Genomic DNA, 19,409 nt, shown 5'->3' on the forward strand with positions numbered 1-19,409 from the left:
GACTTCTTCCTTCGAAATTGTAGAGAGACGGTTTTGGGTCGCCGGGCACGACTGGCAAGCACCGCCTGTCTCACAGCTGGCCAGATCCTGCTTCTTACCCGGTTTGAAATCAATCTCGTACCCTTCGGCTCCTCTGAGCCGAAGATTTGCCGCCACGATTTGCCACCCATGTTGGCTCGACCTGCGTGACCGACAAGGGGTCAAAGAGCCGGAGCGAGGACATCGGCAAGCATCGTTGTTTAGCCAGTTCATGGCCGCCATCGTCGCCACCATAGGCGCACGACCCCATGAGGCACAACAAATTGGCAAACAAAAGGGTTGGCATTATAGAGGAAAACCCCTATTTGGGTAAAATAGCCCGCAGCCTCCTTTGCCCTGTTTTTTCTTGTCCTGGCGCAAAAAGCAGAGCAAAACAAGATAAATCCGCCGACAGGAGTCGTGATGAGCCTCTATTTGGGTCTGCCGCAGTGGTCACATTCGGCCTGGCCCGGTCAGCTGTTGGGGGTCAATGCCAAGCCCGCCGAACACCTCGCCCACTATGCCCAGGTGTTCAACACGGTGGAAGGCAACACCACCTTCTACGCCTCCCCGACGCCGGACACGGTGCAGCGCTGGGCCGATGCGGTGCCCGCCCACTTTCGCTTCAGCTTCAAGTTTCCGCAGACCATCAGCCACCAGAGCGATCTGGTGAGCGCAGGCAAGCTGGTGACAGACTTTATCCGCCTGCTGGCGCCGCTGCACGACAAGCTGGGGCTGCTCAAGCTGCAGCTGCCCGCCCGCTTCGGCCCCGCCGGCTTGCCGCGCCTTGCCACCTTCTTCGAGCGCCTGCCCGGGGAGTTCACCTATGCCCTCGAGGTGCGTCACCCCGATTTCTTCGCCAAGGGCGAGGCGGAGCGCGCCCTCAATCGGCTGCTGATGGCGCGCGGCATCAACCGCATCATGCTCGACAGCCGGCCGTTGTTCTCGGTGCCGGCCAGTACCGCAGCAAAGAGTGCCGCCATGATAGACGCTCAGGGCAAGAAACCCAGGCTGCCGGTGCACCTGCTCGCCACCGCCAATGCCCCCGTGGTGCGCCTCATCGGCCTGCCGGATCCGGCTGCCAATCACCCCTTTCTGCCGCCCTGGCTGCCCCATTGGCAGCAGTGGCTGGCCGAGGGCAAGGATCTCTACCTCTTCATTCATAGCGCCGACAACGTGCAGGCACCGGAGCTGGCCCGCCAGGTGAGCCGTCTGCTCGGCCAGCAAATGGCCCCCTGGCCGGGGGAAAACGATCGCGCGCGCCAGGGCCTGCTGAACTTTTAGCCCGCCATCAGGCCGCCATAAAAAAAGCCGATTTTTTGTGGTTCGGGCAGGGCTGGCGTCAAGACAAACGCCAGTCAATCCACTACACTAGCGCCCCATACATAAGGGCCCGGACACTCGTCCGTTGCAACAGTTTGCAACAAAAGGGGCGGTCCCCAACAAGGGCCAGGGCATTAGTCCGTTGCAATAAGTTGCAACAGGCAATGCGGTCCAACAGAAAGGGCCAGGACGATGGCCCGTTTCGAACGGAGCAGGCTCGAAGGATCTCAAGGCCGCCATCCGTTTGCAAACCGGTGACGACGCCCTGTCGATGAGCGTCCAGCCAAGATTCCATTGAACAAAACAGCCGGCCCTTGTACCGGCTGTCAGGTTGCGCCAGCATGCAGACCAAAGACCAGATTTTTGCCGCCCCCATCGCTCGCCTTGGGGATTTCTGTTTTGACGAACAGGTCGTCGATGTCTTCCCCGACATGATCCAGCGATCCGTGCCGGGCTACAGCAACATCATCTCCGCCATCGGCATGATGGCCGCCCGCTACGCCCAGCCAGACAGCCGTCTCTACGACCTTGGCTGCTCCCTCGGTGCCGCCACCCAGGCCATGCGCCGCAACCTGACTCAGTCGGGCTGCCGCATCACCGCGGTCGATCTCTCCCACCCCATGATAGAGCGCGCCCGTGCCCACCTCTCTGGCTTCAAGTCAGAGGTGCCGGTCGAGCTCATCGAGGCGGACATCTGTGACATCGAAATCGACAACGCCTCCGTGGTGGTACTCAACTTCACCCTGCAGTTCGTCGAGCCCGAGAAGCGGGCCGCCCTCATCAAGCGCATCCATGACGGCCTGCGCCCCGGCGGCATCCTGATCCTGAGCGAGAAGTTCCGCTTCGAGGATGCCCAGGTCAACGAGCTGCTCATCGACCTGCACCTGGACTTCAAGCGCGCCAACGGTTACAGCGAGCTGGAGATAAGCCAAAAGCGCAACGCGCTGGAGAACGTGATGCGCACCGACAGCCTGCCCGTGCACCAGGCCCGCCTGCGGGACGCAGGCTTCGCCCACCAGGACCTCTGGTTCCAGTGCTTCAATTTCGGCTCCATGATTGCCATCAAAGCCAGCGACGCCCAATAAGCCATGATCGACTTCGCCAATTTTTATCAACTGATCGCCAAGAACCGGCTGAGCCACTGGCTGCACACCCTGCCCGCCCAGTTGCACGCCTGGCAACACGACAACCTGCACGGGGATCTGCCGCGCTGGAATCGCGCCCTCAACAAGCTGCCGAACATCGCCCCCGGCCATGTCGAGCTGATCGATCGGGTCGAGATCGGCAGTGCCGACAGCCTCGGCGAGGGGGAGCGCAAGAAGACCGAGAGCCTGCTGCGCCAATTCATGCCCTGGCGCAAGGGCCCCTTCCACGTCCACGGCATCCACATCGACACCGAGTGGCGCTCCGACTGGAAGTGGGATCGGGTGCTGCCCCACATCAGCCCGCTCACGGGACGTTATGTGCTGGACGTCGGCTGTGGCAGCGGTTATCACCTATGGCGCATGGTTGGCGCTGGCGCCAAGCTCGCGGTCGGCATCGACCCCAGCCCTTTGTTCCTGTGCCAGTTCGAGGCTATCCGTCACTTCGCCGGAGGGGATCAGCGCGCTCATCTGCTGCCCCTCGGCATCCAGGAGTTGCCCGAGCTGCGGGCCTTTGACACCGTCTTCTCCATGGGGGTGCTCTATCACCGCAAATCCCCCATCGAGCACATAGAGCAGTTGCGCAACCAGCTCAAAGACGATGGCGAGCTGGTGCTGGAGACGCTGGTGATAGAGGGTGGAGTCAACGACGTACTGGTGCCTACCGACCGTTACGGCAAGATGCGCAACGTCTGGTTCATCCCCTCAAGCGCGGCGCTCAAGCTCTGGGTCGAGCGCAGTGGCTTCAAGGACGTGCGTATAGTGGACGAGAATATGACCAGTACCGACGAACAGCGTCGTACCGACTGGATGATTAATGAGTCCCTGAGTGACTATCTGGACCCCGCAGATCCGGCACTCACGGTGGAAGGATATCCGGCACCCAAGCGTGCCGTACTGATCGCCAGGAAGGCCAAAGACTAGCCGATGGCGCCTGCGGAAGTTACACTGACCCAATTCCAGGAAGCACAGTTAAATGAATGACATGAAAAGCAAATTAAAAGGAATGACCCTGCTCTCCCTGCTCAGTCTCGGCGGGTGTGTCAGTATGGAGAAAGCGCCTCCGGTTCCGACCCTGACGCTGGCCGAACTTCGCAACGAGATTGCCCTGAGCGAACAACGCCTGCAAACATCCATGGAACAGCAACAGAAGCAGTATGTGCAGCAACAGCACCTGCTGGTTCAGCTCAACACCGATGTCACCAACATGAAAGAGTCCGTGAATAAAGTCGACAGCAAGCTGGCTACCCTGCCACCCGAGCCACCCAAGCCCATGGTGATCCCGACCGAGAAGTGTGCGGCGCCGAGCCAGGGCCACACCGTCGATGGCAAGCTGCTGGTGGGTGAAGCCGAGTGGATCTGGGTGGATGCGGCCAACGACGCCTTCCAGGCGCGGGTCGATACCGGTGCCACCACCTCCTCCATCAGCGCCCAGGAGATCACCATCTTCGAGCGCAACGGCAAGAACTGGGTGCGCTTCTTCCTGAGCCATCAGGAGATGGACGACAAGATCCAGATCGAGGCGCCGCTGGTGCGCCACGTGCGGGTGCGTCAGGCCTCCGCCGACGATCTCGACCGCCGTCCCGTGGTACGCCTCACGGTGCGCATCGGTGACATGACCGAGAAGGCCGAATTTACCTTGAAAGATCGCAGCGACATGACCTTCCCCGTGCTGCTGGGCCGTGAATTCCTGAAGGACATCGCCGTGGTCGACGTGGCCCGCGAATATATCCAACCAAAACCCAAGCTCAAGGATGTAAAATAATCCATGGTTTCCCGTAAGCCGTTCTATTTGCTGGTCGCCCTGCTGTACATTGTCGGCCTGGGAATGACGTTTTATCACCATGTCGCGCTGGACGTGCCGCTCACGCCGGGCGAGAAACGTCAGATCTGGTCCATTGAAGCCAAGCTCGAATTCGAGGCGACCGGCGAGCCGGTCATCGCCTCCCTGGCCATCCCGGGTACCCAGCCCAACTTCACTCTAATGAACGAGAACGCCGCCAGCCCCGGCTACGGCCTGTCGTTTGTCGAGAAAGACGGTGACGCCCGTGCCGAGTGGTCCATTCGTACCGCCTCCGGCCGCCAGGAGCTCTACTACCGGGTTGACATGATGGCCGACGCCAATGCCAAACCGGCCGCCAATCCCCAGCCTCCGGCCATCGAGAAGCAGATCGAGAGTGAGCCCTACGCCACCGCGATGAAGCAGATCCTGGAGCGCGCCCAGGAGCGCTCCGCCGACGGCTATACCCTGACCCGCGAGATCATCAAAGAGATCGAGAAGCAGGAACAGAACGCCGAGCTGCTGAAATCCCACAAGAGCCGTGCCAACCTGATCGCCGAGCTGCTCAACAACGCCGAAGTACCAGCCCGGGTGGTCCATGCCCTCAATCTGGAAGACGGTCGCCGTCGCCAGGAGCTGATCGACTATCTGCAGGTGTTCAACAGCCCGACTGACTACAAGCTGTTCAACCCCCAGACCGGCGAACAGGGCCAACCGGCCAACCTGCTGCTGTGGGAATACAACTCGGGCGCCCTGCTTGACGTGACCGGCGGCCACAACTCCCGCGTGACCTTCTCGATGATCGAGCAGGAGCAACCGGTGAACGTGGCACTGGCACAGAAGTTCGAGAAGTCCGAGATCATGAACTTCTCCATCCACAGCCTGCCGCTGGAAGAGCAGGCGCTGTTCAAGGGCCTGCTGCTGATCCCCATCGGCGTCCTGATGGTGGTGTTCCTGCGGGTGCTGGTCGGTATCAAGACCTCCGGTACCTTCATGCCGGTGCTGATCGCGGTCGCCTTCATCCAGACCTCGCTCATCACCGGTCTGGTGGGCTTCCTGCTGATCGTCGGCACCGGCCTTATCATCCGGTCTTACCTCTCAAGGTTGAACTTGCTACTGGTGGCCCGAATATCGGCGATCATCATCATGGTGATCTCGATGATCGGCGTCTTCTCCGCCCTGGCCTTCAAGCTGGGTCTGACCGACGGCATGAAGATCACCTTCTTCCCGATGATCATCCTCTCCTGGACCATAGAGCGGATGTCCATCCTGTGGGAAGAAGAGGGTCCCAAAGAGGTGGTACGCCAGGGCGGCGGCTCCCTGCTGGTGGCGGTGATCGCCTACCTGGCCATGGATAACGAGCTCATTCGTCACCTGACCTTCAACTTCCTCGGCCTGCAGCTGGTGCTGATGGCGACCGTGCTGTTGATGGGTAACTACACCGGCTACAAGCTGAGCGAACTCAAGCGCTTCAAGCCGCTGGTGGACGAGATGAAGTCCGGCAGTACCCCGGGTAAGGACAAGTAACAGATGTGGTTCTGGCAGAAATACACCAGTCCGTGGAGCCTGTCCCAGGCAGGCATCCTCGGCATGAACAAGCGCAACCACTCCTACATCAGCCGTTACAACCCGCGCAGCCTCTACCCGCTGGTGGATGACAAGCTGCAGACCAAGCGCATCGCGCTGGATGCAGGAGTCACGGTGCCGGAGCTTATCGGCACCATCCGCGAGCAACACGACGTGACCCGGATCACGACGCTGGTCAAGGATTGGCCCGGCTTCTGCATCAAGCCGGCCCGCGGCTCAGGTGGCAAGGGGATCCTGGTGATCCTGCGCCAGGAAGACGGCCTGTTCTACAAGCCCAACGGCAGCGCCAGCAATGGTCAGGACCTGGAGCGCCATGTCTCCAACATCCTGGCGGGTCTCTATTCCCTCGGCGGCAAGCCCGACGTGGCGCTGGTGGAAGGCCTCATCAACTTCGATGATGTCTTCGACGGCTACTCGTTCGAAGGGGTACCCGATGCCCGGGTGATCATCTTCAAGGGCTTCCCGGTGATGGCCATGATGCGCCTCTCCACCGCGGCTTCCGACGGCAAGGCGAACCTGCACCAGGGCGCCGTGGGGGTGGGTCTGTGCCTGCGTACCGGCCGCGCGCTGCGGGCGGTGCAATTTGGCAACCCGCTGCGCCACCACCCGGACACCGGCCTCGATCTCTACGATCTCAAGGTGCCCCACTGGGATACCCTATTGACGCTGGCGGCCTCCTGCTACGAGATGTCGGGCCTCGGCTACATCGGCACCGACATGGTGCTCGACAAGTTCCGCGGCCCCATGCTGTTGGAGCTCAACGCCCGTCCCGGCCTCGCCATCCAGATCGCCAACGGCCGTGGCCTGGTGCCGAATCTCAAGACCATCGAGAAGCTCGGCCAGGTCAAGATGAACGTGGAGCAGCGAGTCAACTTCGCCAAGGATCACTTCGGTATCTTCGACGACTAGGCAGCCCCCTGTCTGTATCCAGTAAAAACGCGCCATCTGGCGCGTTTTTTTATGCCGGTAGCGGCCCGATAGCCTGGGCTGAGTGCGGCGCCATCAGCACTATGCCGATCCCCATCACATCCCCTCACCGGGGCGCTTCAACGGCGCAGGAGAAGGGGATAAGCTGCCAGAGCGGCTGTGCCTCCGGGCAGGCAATCCTCATCATTTCAGCCGCTTGCGGGATGACTCACACACACTGCCATACACGAGGCGCGCGCCTAATCTCGGCGACAAAGTGCGCTCCCGATGGTAGATTAATGAAATCAAATAGATAGCAACGATCGGGTTCCCCTTATGCAACGTTGGCCCAGCCTGAAACAGCTGCAATATCTGGTCGCTCTCGATGAGCACAAGAACTTCAACCGTGCCGCCAAGGCCTGCCATGTCAGCCAGTCCACCCTGAGTACCGGGATCCAGACCCTGGAAGACATGATGAACCTGCAACTGGTGGAGCGGGATCACAAGAGCTTCATCATGACGCCGGTGGGCATGGAGATAGTCGCACGGGCACGCAACCTGCTGTCCGACGCCCGGGATCTGATGGAGCTCGGCCAACTGCAGGGCGGCGTCATGCACGGCACCGTCCGGCTCGGTTGCATCCCCACCATAGCCCCCTTCCTGCTGAGCAAGCTGCTGCAGGTGTGCGGCAAGGAGTATCCGGAGCTGGAGCTGCTGCTGCGGGAAGACACCACCACCAACCTGCTCAAGCAGCTGGAGCAGGGGCAGCTCGACTTGCTGATCCTGGCGCTGCCGGTGGAGATCGGCGGTTTTCACAGCAAGATGGTGGGCATAGATCCCTTCCACATGGTGATGCCGTCTCACATGGCGGCGGGCCTGCACATGCCGTTTGACTACAAGGAGCTGCCCAACCAGAGCATCTTCCTGCTGGAGCGGGAACACTGCCTGACCGAGCATGCGGTGAGCGCCTGCCGGCTGCGGGACAAGAGCAAGATCAACCCCTTCGCCGCCACCAGTCTGCACACCCTGGTACAGATGGTGGGCGCCGGTCTCGGCACCACCTTCCTGCCGCAGATGGCCATAGATGCAGGCATCCTCGACAACTCGGATCTGGTGGCCATTCCCCTGCCGGGAGAGAAGCCCTATCGCGAGATCGGTCTGGTATGGCGCCCCAGCACCACCCGGGTGCAGACCTTCTACAAGCTCGCCGAGTTGCTCACACCGCTGATCGAGCCCAAAACAGAGGCCGAATAGCCGATTGTTGTTAGCAGCTTTTAACGCCAAGCGGGGAATTTTGTTATTGGCATTCAGGTTCCAAGCAGCAACACTGGCTATGATGGGTTGCGTGCCCTATCAAGGAGTTCCGATGTTTCGCACCTTGCTACCGCCCCTGCTGGCCCTGCTGATCACCGCCTGCTCCAGCACACCCGAGCCGCCGCCCCCGCGTCAGAGCGGCGCCTTCGACGGCTTCTATCAGCAGTGGCGCGGCGTGCCCTATCGCATGGGCGGCACGGACAGAGCCGGTCTCGACTGCTCCGCCTTCACCCAGCTCGCCTACCAGCATGTGCTGGGGTTCGAGCTGCCCAGGACCACCGAATCCCAGGCTAGCCTCGGCAGACCGGTGGATCGCTACCGCCTGCAATACGGCGATCTCGTGTTCTTCAAGACCGGCTGGCAGCAGTATCACGTCGGTATCTACACCGGGGCGGGGGAGTTTATCCACACGTCCACCAGCAAGGGGGTGATCCGCTCCCGGCTCGACAACGTCTACTGGAACAGCCGCTACTGGCAGGCCAGACGCCTGACGCAATAGCCACTGTTTGAGAACGAAAGCGCGATAACGAAAAAGGCCCCGACGGGCCTTTTTCCATTGGAGCTTCACCGACTCAATGCTTGCGGTGCCAGCGCGGTGAGACAGCCCGCTCGCCCCAGGGGGTCACGCAGGGCAACAGGGCTCCTTCGATCACCCCGTCGCTGCTGGCCAGCGCCTCGGCAATCTTCTCGTGGAGCAGCCGCAGCAGGTTCTTCTCCTGCTCGGCCAGGGAGTGGCCGGCGGCAAAATATTCGCGCTGATGCCGCGACGCCAGCTTCTGGGCAAACTCATAGGTGTTGAAACACTCCGGCATCCGCTCGATCACATCGTCCAGCCGGGCCAACAGGCTGTGCAGTTCCCTGGTCATAGGCAGCTCTCCATGTTGTTGATAACCAAAAACTACCTCTTATTGGATAATCAACCAATCGAGAGCCCCCGGAACTGTGGCACCGAGCACAGTTTCCAAGGCTCCTGGCCCCACTCATCCCCTGACCCCGGGCACGATGTTTACAAAGCCGCAACAAGGCGTTAGAGTCAGACCGACTAATCAGTCGGCCATTTTTCGAGCGGAGCATGCCATGGAAGCGATACGAATGCAGTCCTCAACCGACAAGTTCTCCCTGCCCGGGCAGTTGCTCCGCCTCAAGCAGGCCTGTCAGGCCCATCCCATGCCGAGCCTGGATGAGCGTCGCACCCATCTGCTGCAACTCAAGGGCGCCCTGCTCGCCCATCAGCAGCCCCTGTGCGATGCCCTGGCCCGGGACTATGGCCAGCGCAGCGACTATGACTCCTTGATCGCCGACATCCTGCCCTGCGTCATGCAGATCAATTACAGCCTCAAGCGGCTTAAGGGCTGGATGAAACCCCAGCGTCGCCACGCCGGGCTGCTGCTGGCCCCCGCCAGGGTCGAGGTGCATTACCAGCCCCTCGGGGTAATCGGCATCATGGTGCCCTGGAACTTCCCGGTGATGCTGAGCCTCGGCCCCCTCATCGGCGCCATCGCCGCCGGCAACCGAGCCATGCTCAAGCTCTCCGAATTTACCCCCCACACCAATGCCGCCCTGCGTGCCCTGCTGGCCGAGGTGTTCGATGAGAGTCAGGTGTGCGTCATCGAGGGGGATGCCGAAGTGGCAGCCGCCTTCAGCACCCTCCCTTTCGATCACCTGCTGTTCACCGGCTCGACCGCCGTGGGCAAGCGGGTGATGGCCGCCGCCGCCCCCCAGCTCACCCCGCTCACCCTGGAGCTCGGCGGCAAGAGCCCCTGCCTCATCGCCCCCGGCATGCCCATCCCCCTGGCGGTGGAGCGGATGATCTTCGGCAAGAGCCTGAACGCCGGCCAGATCTGCGTGGCCCCCGACTATGTGCTGCTGCCCCGTGGGCGGGAGCAGGCCTTTATCGAGGCGTATCGCAACCACTTCGCCCGCCTCTACCCCAAGGGGTTGGCGAGCCCGGATCATGGCGCCATCATCAACCCGCAGCAGTATCAACGCCTCATCGACTGGCTGGCCGAGGCCGAGCAAGCGGGAGCCGAAGTGCATCCTTGCGCCTCCCCGGCCCGGGATGATGCCACCCGGCGGCTGGCCCCTCACCTGCTGACCGAGGTGCCCGCCCACTGCCAGCTGATGCAGCAGGAGATCTTCGGCCCGCTGTTGCCGCTCATTCCCTACGATGACATCGACGAGGCGCTCGCCTACATCACAGCTCGCCCCCGCCCCCTGGCCCTCTACCTGATGAGCCTGGATCCCGCGCTACAAGAGAGGGTCACTCGCGAGACCCACGCCGGCGGCATGGCCATCAACGAGAGCCTGTTCCAGGTAGCGGCGGATGATGCCCCCTTCGGCGGCGTCGGCCCCTCCGGCATGGGCCACTACCACGGTCACGAGGGCTTCCTCACCTTCTCCAAGGCCAAGACGGTGCTGCGCCGTGGCAAATTCAGCACGGGCGCGCTGATACACCCCCCCTATCGGCGCTGGTATCAGCGGCTGATGATGACCCTGTTTCTGCGCTAGGAGAGCCCCATGACCGACAAGCGCCGCCAGATCCTGGATGCCGCCCTCGCCCTGTGCGCCGAGGATGGCCTGCAGGGCGCCGCCACCGCCCGCATCGCCAAGGCCGCCGGGGTGGCTAACGGTACCCTGTTTCACCACTTTCCGAGCAAGGAGCTGCTGATCCAATGCCTCTATCAAGACGTCAAAGAGCGCCTCGGCGCCGCCATCAGCGAGGCGGATCCCACCCTGCCGCTCAAGGAGCAGGCACGCCACTACTGGCGCCAGGCCATGGGCTGGATGCAGGAGAACCCCAACGAGCTCAGGTTCGTGCTGGGGTTCTTCCACTCCCCGCTGCTGGCCAGATCCTTGCGCAGCCAGATCCTGAGGGATACTTTGCGCTTTCTGCCGCTGCTGCTGGCGCAGGGCCAGGCCAGCGGTGAGCTGATGCGAGCCCCCGAGGCCCTGATGCTGGAGGTATGTCAGAGCCAGTTTCTGGCCTGCGCCTCGCTGTTTGTCGACAGTCCGGAGCTCGGGCAAGACTCCCACTGGCAGGCCAGCGCCTTCGCCCTGTTCTGGTCTGCCATTTCGGGGGCCCGGGATGACGCTTGATAGCCTGCTCGCCGCCGGCCGCCGTGGCTGGATCGCCGCCCTGTTGTGGGTGATCGGCCGCACCCTGTGCCGCGCCGCCCGGATCGATGAGGCGGTGCACCGCGAACTGGCCCCCCTGCCGGAGGGACTGCTCATCCGGCTCGAGGTGTTCGGCCTCCCCCCGGGGCTGCTCATCCACAAGGCTGCCGACGGCTGGCGCTGCGGCCCTCCTCGCCAGAGTGGCGGCAAGGGGCAGTCGCTGCGGGTGTGTTTCAAGCATCCGGCCATCGCCTTTCGGGTGCTGAGCTTTCGGCTCGGGATCAATCAGGCCTTCTGTGAGAACCGGCTGCTGGTGGAGGGAGATCTGGTGGTCGCCATGCACTTGGTGCGCGCGCTGGAGCAGTTGCAGGCCCTGATCCTGCCCGCCTTCATGGTGCGACCCTTGCTGCGCCACTATCCCAATCCGTCTCGCAAGCTGAGCCGCGCGGGCCGCATCTACCTGGGTCTGTTGACCGGTTGAACGAAAGGATGAACAAGATGAGCCGCTATTACGATTTCTTCTGCCCGGTCAAGCTGATGGCGGGGGAGCAGGCACTGGAGCAGCTGGCCGGCGAGTTGCGGGCGCTGGGGGCGACTCGCCCGCTGCTGCTCACCGACAAGGGGGTCAGCGGCAGCGGGCTCGCCACGCTGGTGACCCGGCTGCTGGCCGAAGGGGGGCTGCCGATAGCCGCCAGCTGGGACGAGATCCCGGCCGACTCCTCCACCGCCGTGGTGGAACAGATCGCCGCCCACTATGGCGCACAGAACTGCGACAGTCTGGTGGCCCTCGGCGGCGGCTCCGTCATCGACACCGCCAAGGCGGTCAACATCCTCGCCACCTTGGGGGGTAACCGGCTGCTGGACTATGCCGGGGCCGACAGCCTGACCCGGCCGCTCAAGCCACTGGCGGTGGTGCCGACCACCGCGGGCACGGGCTCCGAGGTCACCCAGGTAGCGGTCATAAGGGATGAAGGGAGCGGGCGCAAGGTCCCCTTCACCTCCCCCTTCCTGCTGCCCCGGCTGGCGGTGCTGGACCCGCGCCTCACCCGTGGCTTGCCGCTGCCCATCACCGCCGCCACCGCCATGGATGCCATGACCCACGCCATCGAGGCCCTCATCGGCAACGCCCGAAATCCGGTCAGTGACGCCCTGGCCCTGGGGGCGGTGGAGAAGATAGCGGGTGCCCTGCCCCAGGTGCTGGCACAGCCAGAAGACAGCCAGCTGCGGCTGCAACTGGCGGAGGGCTCCACCCTGGCAGGCATGGCGTTTTCCAACTCCATGGTGGGGCTGGTGCACGCCCTCGGCCACAGCCTGGGGGCCCGTTGTCACCTGCCCCACGGCCTGTGCATGAACCTCTTCCTGCCCGCGGTGCTCGACTACAACAGGCCCGAGATCGATGAAGAACTCACCCGCCTGCTGCTGCCGCTGGCGGGAGCCGAGCGCTTCGCCACCACCCCGGCCGCCCTGCGGCCCCAGGCCAGTCTGGATGCCATCAATAGCCTGCGCGATACCCTGTGGGAGGCAGTGCGACTGCCGCGTACCCTGGCGGAGGCGGGGGTGACGGATAGATCTGTGCTCCAAGATATCCGGGATCTCGCCATCAACGACGGCGCCCTGCTCTACAACCGCAAGGATGCCGACAGGGATCAGTTGCTGGCGCTGTTGGAACAGCTGTGGGAATAACGTGCTAATCAGCTGGGCTGGCACAGCACAAGATCCCGTCCCATGCCAGTCCGGGACTGGCATGGGCTCCCGGAGGATGGCGCCAGGGATCAGGGGGCGTCGCTGAATACCCCGGTGGAGAGGTAACGGTCCCCCCGATCGCATATGATGGCGACCACCACCCCTTGTTCGAGGTCGGCGGCCACCCGCAGGGCACCGGCGACGGCGCCCCCCGAGCTGACCCCGCAACAGATCCCCTCTTCCCGCGCCAGTCGGCGCATCATGGCCAGGGACTCATCGAGCGTCACGTCCAGCACCCGATCCACCCGCGCCGGCTCGAAGATGGTGGGCAGGTAGGCGGCGGGCCAACGGCGGATCCCCGGGATCTGGCTCCCCTCTGCCGGTTGCAGGCCGACTACCTCGATGGCCGGATTCTGCTCCTTGAGGTAGCGGGAGACCCCCATGATGGTGCCGGTGGTGCCCATGGCACAGACGAAGTGAGTGATTGCCCCCCCGCTCTGGTGCCAGATCTCGGGGCCGGTCGACAGATAGTGGGCATCCGGGTTGGCCGGGTTGTTGAACTGATCCAGCACCAGCCCCTCGCCGCGCGCCTGCATGGCCAGGGCGAGGTCTCGCGCCCCCTCCATGCCATCGTCCACCAGCACCAGCTCGGCACCATAGGCCAGCATGGCATCGCGCCGCTCCTGGCTCATGGTGCTCGGCATGATGAGCCGCATCCGGTAGCCCCGCACCGCCGCCACCATGGCCAGGGCGATGCCAGTGTTGCCTGAGGTCGCCTCGATGAGCCGGGCCCCAGGCGATAAGTGACCACTCGCCTCCGCCGCCTTGATGAGGTTGAGCGCCGGCCTGTCTTTGACCGAGCCGGCGGGGTTGTTGCCCTCCAGCTTCACCAGCAGGGTCACCCCGGGATGGGGATTGATGCGCTGCAGCCGCAGCAGCGGGGTATTGCCTATCAGGGCATCCAGGGTGGCGAAGGCCATAATGGGATCCATCCTCTGTTAACTGTTCTATACCTTGGGCTATCGGCCATTTGCAGGCGGAGCCAGTGTAAGGGAGCGCCCTTCGCCGACAAAGCGGAGGACGGTCGAAAAGCCCGGTTGGCAAAGTGTCGCCAGCATGCTCTGATCATTTTTCTCATCGTTTCAGGAGCCAACATGAGTGACATCCTTCATCAGCCCGACCAGCAGCAGTTCGTCTGCGTGGTGGACGGCCAGCTCTCCCGCCTCGCCTATCGCCGACTGGATGCCAGCACCGTCGAGGCCTACAGCACCCAGGTCCCCTCGGAACTGAGGGGGAAAGGGATCGCCGATCGGCTGGCGCGCAGCTTCTACGACTGGAGCCAGGCAGAGGGGCTGACCATCATCCCCACCTGCAGCTACATCGACGTCTGGCTGCGCCGCCATGGGAGCTGAGGCGCAACTGCGGCTCCCACCGCAAACCGGACCTGAGGCGGCGACAGAGCAGCGGCTGCAGGCACAGACCGAAACCTTGCTGCGGGCCGACTCAACACGCATGGCCTGTCTGCGGGCGGCGCGGGAGCTGGACTTGCCCGACTGGGCACTCGGCGCCGGCTTCGTGCGAAATCTCGTGTGGGATCACCTGCACCACAAGTCCGAGCCGACTCCCCTCAACGACATCGACCTCATCTATCTGGATGCCAGTGATCCCCAAGGGCTGGCGGAGGCCGATCACGAGGCCTGGCTGGCGGCCCGATTACCGGCTCAGTGCTGGGAGGTGCGCAACCAGGCCCGCATGCATGTGCGGCAACAGGTGCCCCCCTTCGTCAGCTCGCTGTCGGCCCTCAGCCACTGGGTGGAGATCCCCACCTGTATCGGGGTCAGGTTACTGCCCGGTGACGAGTTCGAATGGCTGGCGCCCTATGGCTTTGGTCATAACTGGTCATTGCGAGTGGACGCCAACCCCAGATGCCGCCAGGAGAGCCAGGTGTTCGTGCGGCGCGTCCTCGACAAAGGGTGGCAGGCCATCTGGCCCGACCTTGTGGTGACCTGGCCATAACGGCGTTGCAATGCTTTGACAACCTTGGGCACACTAGAGCCAAAAGCTGTTTATAACTCAATGGGTTAAATAATGCGCGACTTCTTCTCTCTCGAACGCTGGCTGCCGGGCCTCGCCGCCCTGTTGCAATATCAGCGGGCCTGGCTGGTGCCGGACCTTCGCGCTGGCCTGTCGGTGGCTGCGGTAGCATTGCCTGTGGCCATCGCCTATGCGGAGCTCGCCGGGGTCGGCGCCATCGTCGGCCTCTACTCCTGCATCTTGCCCATGCTGGTCTACGCCCTGTTTGGTACATCCCGCCAACTCATCGTCGGCCCGGACGCCGCCACCTGCGCGGTGATCGCCGCCGTGGTGACGCCGCTCGCCGCAGGGGATGCCACCCGCCAGTGGCAACTGGTGATGACCATGACCGCCATGACCGGCTTCTGGTGTCTGATCGCTAGCCGCTTCAAGCTGGGGGTGCTGGCGGACTTCCTCTCCCGCCCCATCCTGATGGGGCTGCTCAACGGGGTGGCCATCACCATCATGGTGGGCCAGCTCTCCAAGATCTTCGGCTTCACCTTCAGCGAGCGCTATCTCATCGAGCGGATCTTGAATGGCACCAACTACATCACCCAGACCCATCTGCCCACCCTGGCCATGAGCCTGACCGCCCTGCTCACCCTGCTGCTCGCCAAGCGCTACAAGCCATCCTGGCCCTCCTCCATGGTGGCCATGGTGGTGACGGCTGCCCTGGTGTGGTCGCTGGATCTCGCCCGCTTCGACATCGCCACCCTGGGGGCCATCGGCTCCGGTCTGCCCGAGCTCCAGATGCCGGAGTTTCCCCCCGGCCTGATGCGGGAGCTGGTGTTGCCGGCCCTGAACCTTGCCATGGTGAGTTTCGTCTCCATGATGCTCACCGCCCGCAGCTTCGCCGCCAAGAACGGCTACGAGATCGATGCGGACAAGGAGTTCCGCGCCCTCGGGATGGCGAACCTGGCCTCGGCCCTCTCCCAGGGCTTTGCCATCAGCGGCGCCGATTCGCGCACCGCGGTCAACGACGCCAACGGCGGCAAGAGCCAGCTGGTCTCCATCATCGCCGCCCTCGTCATCGCCCTGGTCACCTTCTACCTGACGGCGCCGCTGCAATACATCCCCACCGCCGCCCTCGGGGTGGTGCTGGTGATGGCCTCCCTGTCGCTGACCGATTTTCGCGGCCTCTGGGCCCTGCGCCACTCGGACCGTGCCGCCTTCTGGCTCGCCCTCATCACCTTTATCAGCGTGCTGACCATGGGGGTGATCCCGGGGATCACCCTCGCCGTCCTGCTTGGCCTGTTCCAGTTCCTGCGCAACGTGATGCGACCGACGGATCAACTGCTCGGCATGGATGACGAAGGGGTGGTGCGCACCCTCGGCGACAACGAGCAGGCCAAGGCCATCCCCGGCATCCTGGTCTATCGCTTCAACTCGCCGCTCACCTACTTCAACGCCCCCTACTTCAAGCGGCGGGTGCTGGCGCTGCTGGTGCAGGACCCCCATAGCCCCCAGTGTCTGGTGATCGACGCCGTCGCCTGCTTCACCCACCAGGACATCAGCGTGATGAGCATGGTGGGGGAGCTGCACAAGGAGCTCAAGCGGCGCGGCATTCACATGGTGATGGCCGGTCGCCATGGCCAGATGAGCCACTGGCTGCAGCAGGCCGGGATCCGGGTCGGCGACGAGGGGATCACCCTCTGCCCCGACATGTATCAGGCGCTGCGCATGACCCGCTGCTACCGTGAGCCGGTGTTCAAGGACGACGAGGCAAAGGAGAGCACCACGGATGCCCTGCTCTCCCGCTGGCCCCAGGACGAGGCGCTGCCGGACTCGGCGCGGCTCACCCTGCCTTCCGAGCAGGAGGCCGGCGCTACCCCGGCCTGAATCAGGCGATCCTGCAGTCACTTGCGGATGGCAGGATCTGCCATTGCACCGCTCAGGCTCTTGGTGTTAAATGCCCGTCCAGATGGCGCTGACGAGCGCCATCCTCCCTATTTGGATAAGCCATGCAGACTCAATCCCACGCGGGCCCGGGCTCCCTCTTCGCCCTGACCTGGCCACTGTTCATCGATCTCGCCCTGCACTTCCTGACCGGGGCCCTCAACACCTTCATGGTGGGACACGTCTCCTATCAGGGGGTCGCGGCGCTGGCGGTCGGCAACCAGGTGTTCGATCTCGCCATCACCCTGTTCAGCTTCGTCAGCATCGGGACCAGCGTGGTGATCACCCAGTATCTGGGAGCCGGCGACAAGGAAAAAGCCCGGGTGGTGATCCACACCGCCATCGGCTTCAACCTGCTGGTGGGACTGGTGGCGGCGGTGGGGGTCATCGCCGGGGCCAGCACCATGCTGGCGCTGATGAACCTGCCCGCCAACCTGATGGGGGATGCCACCCTTTATTTGCAGATCATCGGCCTCTGTCTGCTGCCGGAGGCGGCGGCACTCTGTCTGGCCGCCACCCTGCGGGCCCACGGTCACACCCGTCAGGCCATGTACGTGACACTCATCGTCAACCTCATCACCTTCGTCGGCAACCTGCTGCTGCTCTACGGCTGGTTCGGCCTGCCACAACTGGGAGTGGCCGGGGTCGCCATCAGCACGGTGGCGGGCCGCATCGTCGGCGTGGTGCTGCTGGTGTGGCTGGTCACCCGCAAGACCGGCATCAAGCTGCGCTTGCCCGAGATCGTTCGCCCGAGCAAGGCCATGCTGGACAAGGTGCTGCACATCGGCCTGCCGGCGGCGGGGGAGAACCTCTCCTGGATGCTGCAGTTCATGGTGGTGACGGCCTTTGTCGGCCTGCTCGGTGACAAGGCGCTGGCGACCCAGTCCTACTTCTTCCAGATCTGCCTGTTCATCCTGCTGTTCGGCCTCTCCATTGGCCTTGGCAACGAGATCATCATCGGCCACCTGGCCGGCGCCCGCCGTTTCGAGCAGGCCTACAACCAGCTGATGAAGAGCCTCAAGCTCGGCCTCATCGTCACCACCGTTATCGCCATCGCCGCGGCCCTGAACGGCCGCGCCATCATCAGCCTGTTCACCGACGATGCCGACATCATCACCCAGGTGGCACAGCTGTTTCTAATCAGCCTCATCCTCGAACCCGGTCGCACCTTCAACCTGGTGGTGATCAACGCCCTGCGCGCCACCGGGGATGCCCGTTTCCCGCTCTACATGGCGCTCGTCTCCATGTGGGGGATTGCCGTTCCCCTCGCCTATTTCCTTGGTATCATGCAGGGCTATGGCCTGGTAGGCATCTGGCTGGCGCTCGCCTGTGACGAATGGGTGCGCGGTCTGGCCATGTTCTGGCGCTGGCGCAGTCGCCGCTGGCAAAACAAAATCCTTGTCGAAACATCTGTGGAATCATAAGCGGAATCATGATGAAGAAAATCGGACTCTTGCTGGCAGCGATCCTGCTCAGCCCACTGGCCATGGCGCAGACCGCGCCCAAAGCCCCCAAGGCACCCGCCCCCCAAACTTGGTACGTGGCCCCCATCGCCATCGATGAGACCAACGAGGCGCAGAAGGCGCTGACCAAGGAATTCATGGCTCAGATGATCAAGACCATCAAGATCAACGAGTACCAGACCGGCAAGGCGGTCGGCAAGACCAAAGATCCCAAGTGGCTGATCCGCACCAAGCTGATGCACGCCAGCACGGAGCCCCTGGTGGGCAAGAAACATCCCCAGGCGCTCACCTACGGCAAGGGCACTCCCACCCAGGAGATCGTCGGCGAGCTCATCATGAACGGCACGCTCGTGGCCCATGTGGGTCAGGGCTGGCGTGAGCCCATAGTCCCCGGCACCCCGGTGGCCGAGAAGATCACCATCGCCAATTACCAGTACGCCATCGGCGACGAGGCCAAGGCGCCGGATCTGGAAGAGCTGGCGGCGCAGATCGGCTTCGAGGTCGGCAAGGTGATCGCCCGTGACGGCCAACCCCTGCCCGAGAAGAAAAAGAAGAAAGAGTAAAATCCATCCGCGTTGCAACAAGGGGCCTGTGGCCCCTTTTTGCTGCCTGCGGCTGTCATCCCCTGGTCATAAACGTGACGTCCCTCCCGATTTAACGCACTCCCCCTTACTCATAAGCCCCTTATCAGCTTGCGATTCAATCAGTTAAAAAACCGTGGCGGCGGGCGGCGAACCATTGGCGCCGAATTTGAAGCGGATCACATTTCTTCGTCGGGGATAGGGGTAGTTTGAAGGTCAAGGCACAATCAAACGAAACAAAGGAGGCTCCATTACATGTTCCCAGAGTACAGAGAACTCATCTCTAAACTGAAGAGCAGTGATGTCCATTTCCAGAAGAAGTTTGACTTGCACAACGACCTGGATGAGGAGATTAGAAAACTGGAAAAGCATCACGCCAGCGATTACAGCTCCGAGGTGAAAGATCTGAAAAAACAGAAGCTTAAACTGAAAGAGGAGATATACGACATCCTCAGACAACATCCACATTAGACGCCTCGACGAATACCCGGATAAGCAACTTATCCCCCAGCCCGGCCCGCAAGCCGGG

General features: G+C 63.0%; 20 protein-coding genes. 18 read left to right on the forward strand and 2 right to left on the reverse strand.

The window, feature by feature from the left end; translation table 11 throughout:
• The first annotated feature begins 441 nt into the window (after positions 1–441).
• The 8 genes from BN1124_RS11515 to BN1124_RS11550 all read left to right on the forward strand — a co-directional run bounded on the left by BN1124_RS11515 (position 442) and on the right by BN1124_RS11550 (position 8,569).
• Positions 442–1,302, forward strand: a complete 861-nt coding sequence (locus tag BN1124_RS11515; RefSeq protein ID WP_042642007.1) for a DUF72 domain-containing protein — start codon at positions 442–444, stop codon at positions 1,300–1,302.
• A gap of 380 nt (positions 1,303–1,682) precedes the next feature.
• Positions 1,683–2,426 (forward strand): carboxy-S-adenosyl-L-methionine synthase CmoA, encoded by a 744-nt coding sequence (gene cmoA, locus BN1124_RS11520; RefSeq protein ID WP_042642009.1) that lies wholly within the window; start codon positions 1,683–1,685, stop codon positions 2,424–2,426.
• Between the two features lie 3 nt (positions 2,427–2,429).
• On the forward strand, positions 2,430–3,407 hold the full coding sequence (gene cmoB, locus BN1124_RS11525) for a tRNA 5-methoxyuridine(34)/uridine 5-oxyacetic acid(34) synthase CmoB (RefSeq protein WP_042642011.1): 978 nt from the start codon (positions 2,430–2,432) through the stop codon (positions 3,405–3,407).
• Between the two features lie 52 nt (positions 3,408–3,459).
• Positions 3,460–4,248 carry an ATP-dependent zinc protease family protein gene (locus BN1124_RS11530; protein WP_042642013.1) on the forward strand — a complete coding sequence of 263 codons (789 nt, stop codon included), beginning with the start codon at positions 3,460–3,462 and terminating at the stop codon, positions 4,246–4,248.
• A gap of 3 nt (positions 4,249–4,251) precedes the next feature.
• Positions 4,252–5,790 (forward strand): inactive transglutaminase family protein, encoded by a 1,539-nt coding sequence (locus BN1124_RS11535; RefSeq protein WP_033129295.1) that lies wholly within the window; start codon positions 4,252–4,254, stop codon positions 5,788–5,790.
• Between the two features lie 3 nt (positions 5,791–5,793).
• A complete protein-coding gene (locus tag BN1124_RS11540; protein WP_033129294.1) occupies positions 5,794–6,759 on the forward strand; it encodes an alpha-L-glutamate ligase-like protein in 966 nt (321 codons plus the stop codon).
• Between the two features lie 333 nt (positions 6,760–7,092).
• Positions 7,093–8,010 carry a hydrogen peroxide-inducible genes activator gene (locus tag BN1124_RS11545; RefSeq protein ID WP_042642015.1) on the forward strand — a complete coding sequence of 306 codons (918 nt, stop codon included), beginning with the start codon at positions 7,093–7,095 and terminating at the stop codon, positions 8,008–8,010.
• 112 nt (positions 8,011–8,122) lie between these two features.
• Entirely contained in the window at positions 8,123–8,569 is a 447-nt protein-coding gene (locus tag BN1124_RS11550) for a C40 family peptidase (RefSeq protein WP_042642017.1), read from the forward strand.
• 73 nt (positions 8,570–8,642) lie between these two features.
• On the opposite strand, the gene BN1124_RS11555 is transcribed toward BN1124_RS11550, so the two are convergent.
• Positions 8,643–8,936, reverse strand: coding sequence for a hypothetical protein (locus tag BN1124_RS11555; protein WP_042642019.1), 294 nt, complete (start codon positions 8,934–8,936; stop codon positions 8,643–8,645).
• A 211-nt stretch (positions 8,937–9,147) separates the two neighbouring features.
• Between BN1124_RS11555 and BN1124_RS11560 the strand changes: the two genes are divergently transcribed.
• The 4 genes from BN1124_RS11560 to BN1124_RS11575 are packed head-to-tail and all read left to right on the forward strand — an operon-like array spanning position 9,148 to position 12,867.
• The gene (locus BN1124_RS11560; RefSeq protein WP_042642021.1) at positions 9,148–10,578 is read left to right on the forward strand and encodes a coniferyl aldehyde dehydrogenase; all 1,431 of its coding nucleotides are present in this window, start codon (positions 9,148–9,150) and stop codon (positions 10,576–10,578) included.
• 9 nt (positions 10,579–10,587) lie between these two features.
• Positions 10,588–11,166, forward strand: coding sequence for a TetR/AcrR family transcriptional regulator (locus BN1124_RS11565; protein WP_042642023.1), 579 nt, complete (start codon positions 10,588–10,590; stop codon positions 11,164–11,166).
• Positions 11,156–11,665, forward strand: coding sequence for a hypothetical protein (locus tag BN1124_RS11570; RefSeq protein ID WP_042642025.1), 510 nt, complete (start codon positions 11,156–11,158; stop codon positions 11,663–11,665). The genes BN1124_RS11565 and BN1124_RS11570 overlap by 11 nt, the downstream gene beginning before the upstream one ends.
• 17 nt (positions 11,666–11,682) lie before the next feature.
• Positions 11,683–12,867 (forward strand): iron-containing alcohol dehydrogenase, encoded by a 1,185-nt coding sequence (locus tag BN1124_RS11575; protein WP_042642026.1) that lies wholly within the window; start codon positions 11,683–11,685, stop codon positions 12,865–12,867.
• Positions 12,868–12,956: 89 nt separating this feature from the next.
• Here the strand turns inward: BN1124_RS11575 and cysM are convergent, their stop codons facing one another.
• Positions 12,957–13,859 (reverse strand): cysteine synthase CysM, encoded by a 903-nt coding sequence (cysM, locus tag BN1124_RS11580; protein ID WP_042642028.1) that lies wholly within the window; start codon positions 13,857–13,859, stop codon positions 12,957–12,959.
• A gap of 162 nt (positions 13,860–14,021) precedes the next feature.
• Here cysM and BN1124_RS11585 point away from each other — a divergent pair, with 162 nt between their 5' ends.
• The 6 genes from BN1124_RS11585 to BN1124_RS11610 all read left to right on the forward strand — a co-directional run bounded on the left by BN1124_RS11585 (position 14,022) and on the right by BN1124_RS11610 (position 19,351).
• On the forward strand, positions 14,022–14,279 hold the full coding sequence (locus BN1124_RS11585; protein WP_042642030.1) for a GNAT family N-acetyltransferase: 258 nt from the start codon (positions 14,022–14,024) through the stop codon (positions 14,277–14,279).
• Entirely contained in the window at positions 14,269–14,883 is a 615-nt protein-coding gene (locus BN1124_RS11590; protein WP_042642032.1) for a nucleotidyltransferase family protein, read from the forward strand. Before BN1124_RS11585 ends, BN1124_RS11590 begins: the two co-directional genes overlap by 11 nt.
• Before the next feature lie 72 nt (positions 14,884–14,955).
• Positions 14,956–16,779, forward strand: coding sequence for a SulP family inorganic anion transporter (locus BN1124_RS11595; RefSeq protein ID WP_042642034.1), 1,824 nt, complete (start codon positions 14,956–14,958; stop codon positions 16,777–16,779).
• 122 nt (positions 16,780–16,901) lie between these two features.
• Positions 16,902–18,260, forward strand: coding sequence for an MATE family efflux transporter (locus BN1124_RS11600; protein WP_042642036.1), 1,359 nt, complete (start codon positions 16,902–16,904; stop codon positions 18,258–18,260).
• 11 nt (positions 18,261–18,271) lie between these two features.
• Entirely contained in the window at positions 18,272–18,862 is a 591-nt protein-coding gene (locus BN1124_RS11605) for a hypothetical protein (RefSeq protein ID WP_042642038.1), read from the forward strand.
• 273 nt (positions 18,863–19,135) lie between these two features.
• The gene (locus tag BN1124_RS11610) at positions 19,136–19,351 is read left to right on the forward strand and encodes an HP1242/YdcH family protein (protein WP_042642040.1); all 216 of its coding nucleotides are present in this window, start codon (positions 19,136–19,138) and stop codon (positions 19,349–19,351) included.
• Positions 19,352–19,409: the final 58 nt, after the last annotated feature.

The organism is Aeromonas eucrenophila (assembly GCF_000819865.1).
GTDB lineage: Bacteria > Pseudomonadota > Gammaproteobacteria > Enterobacterales > Aeromonadaceae > Aeromonas > Aeromonas eucrenophila.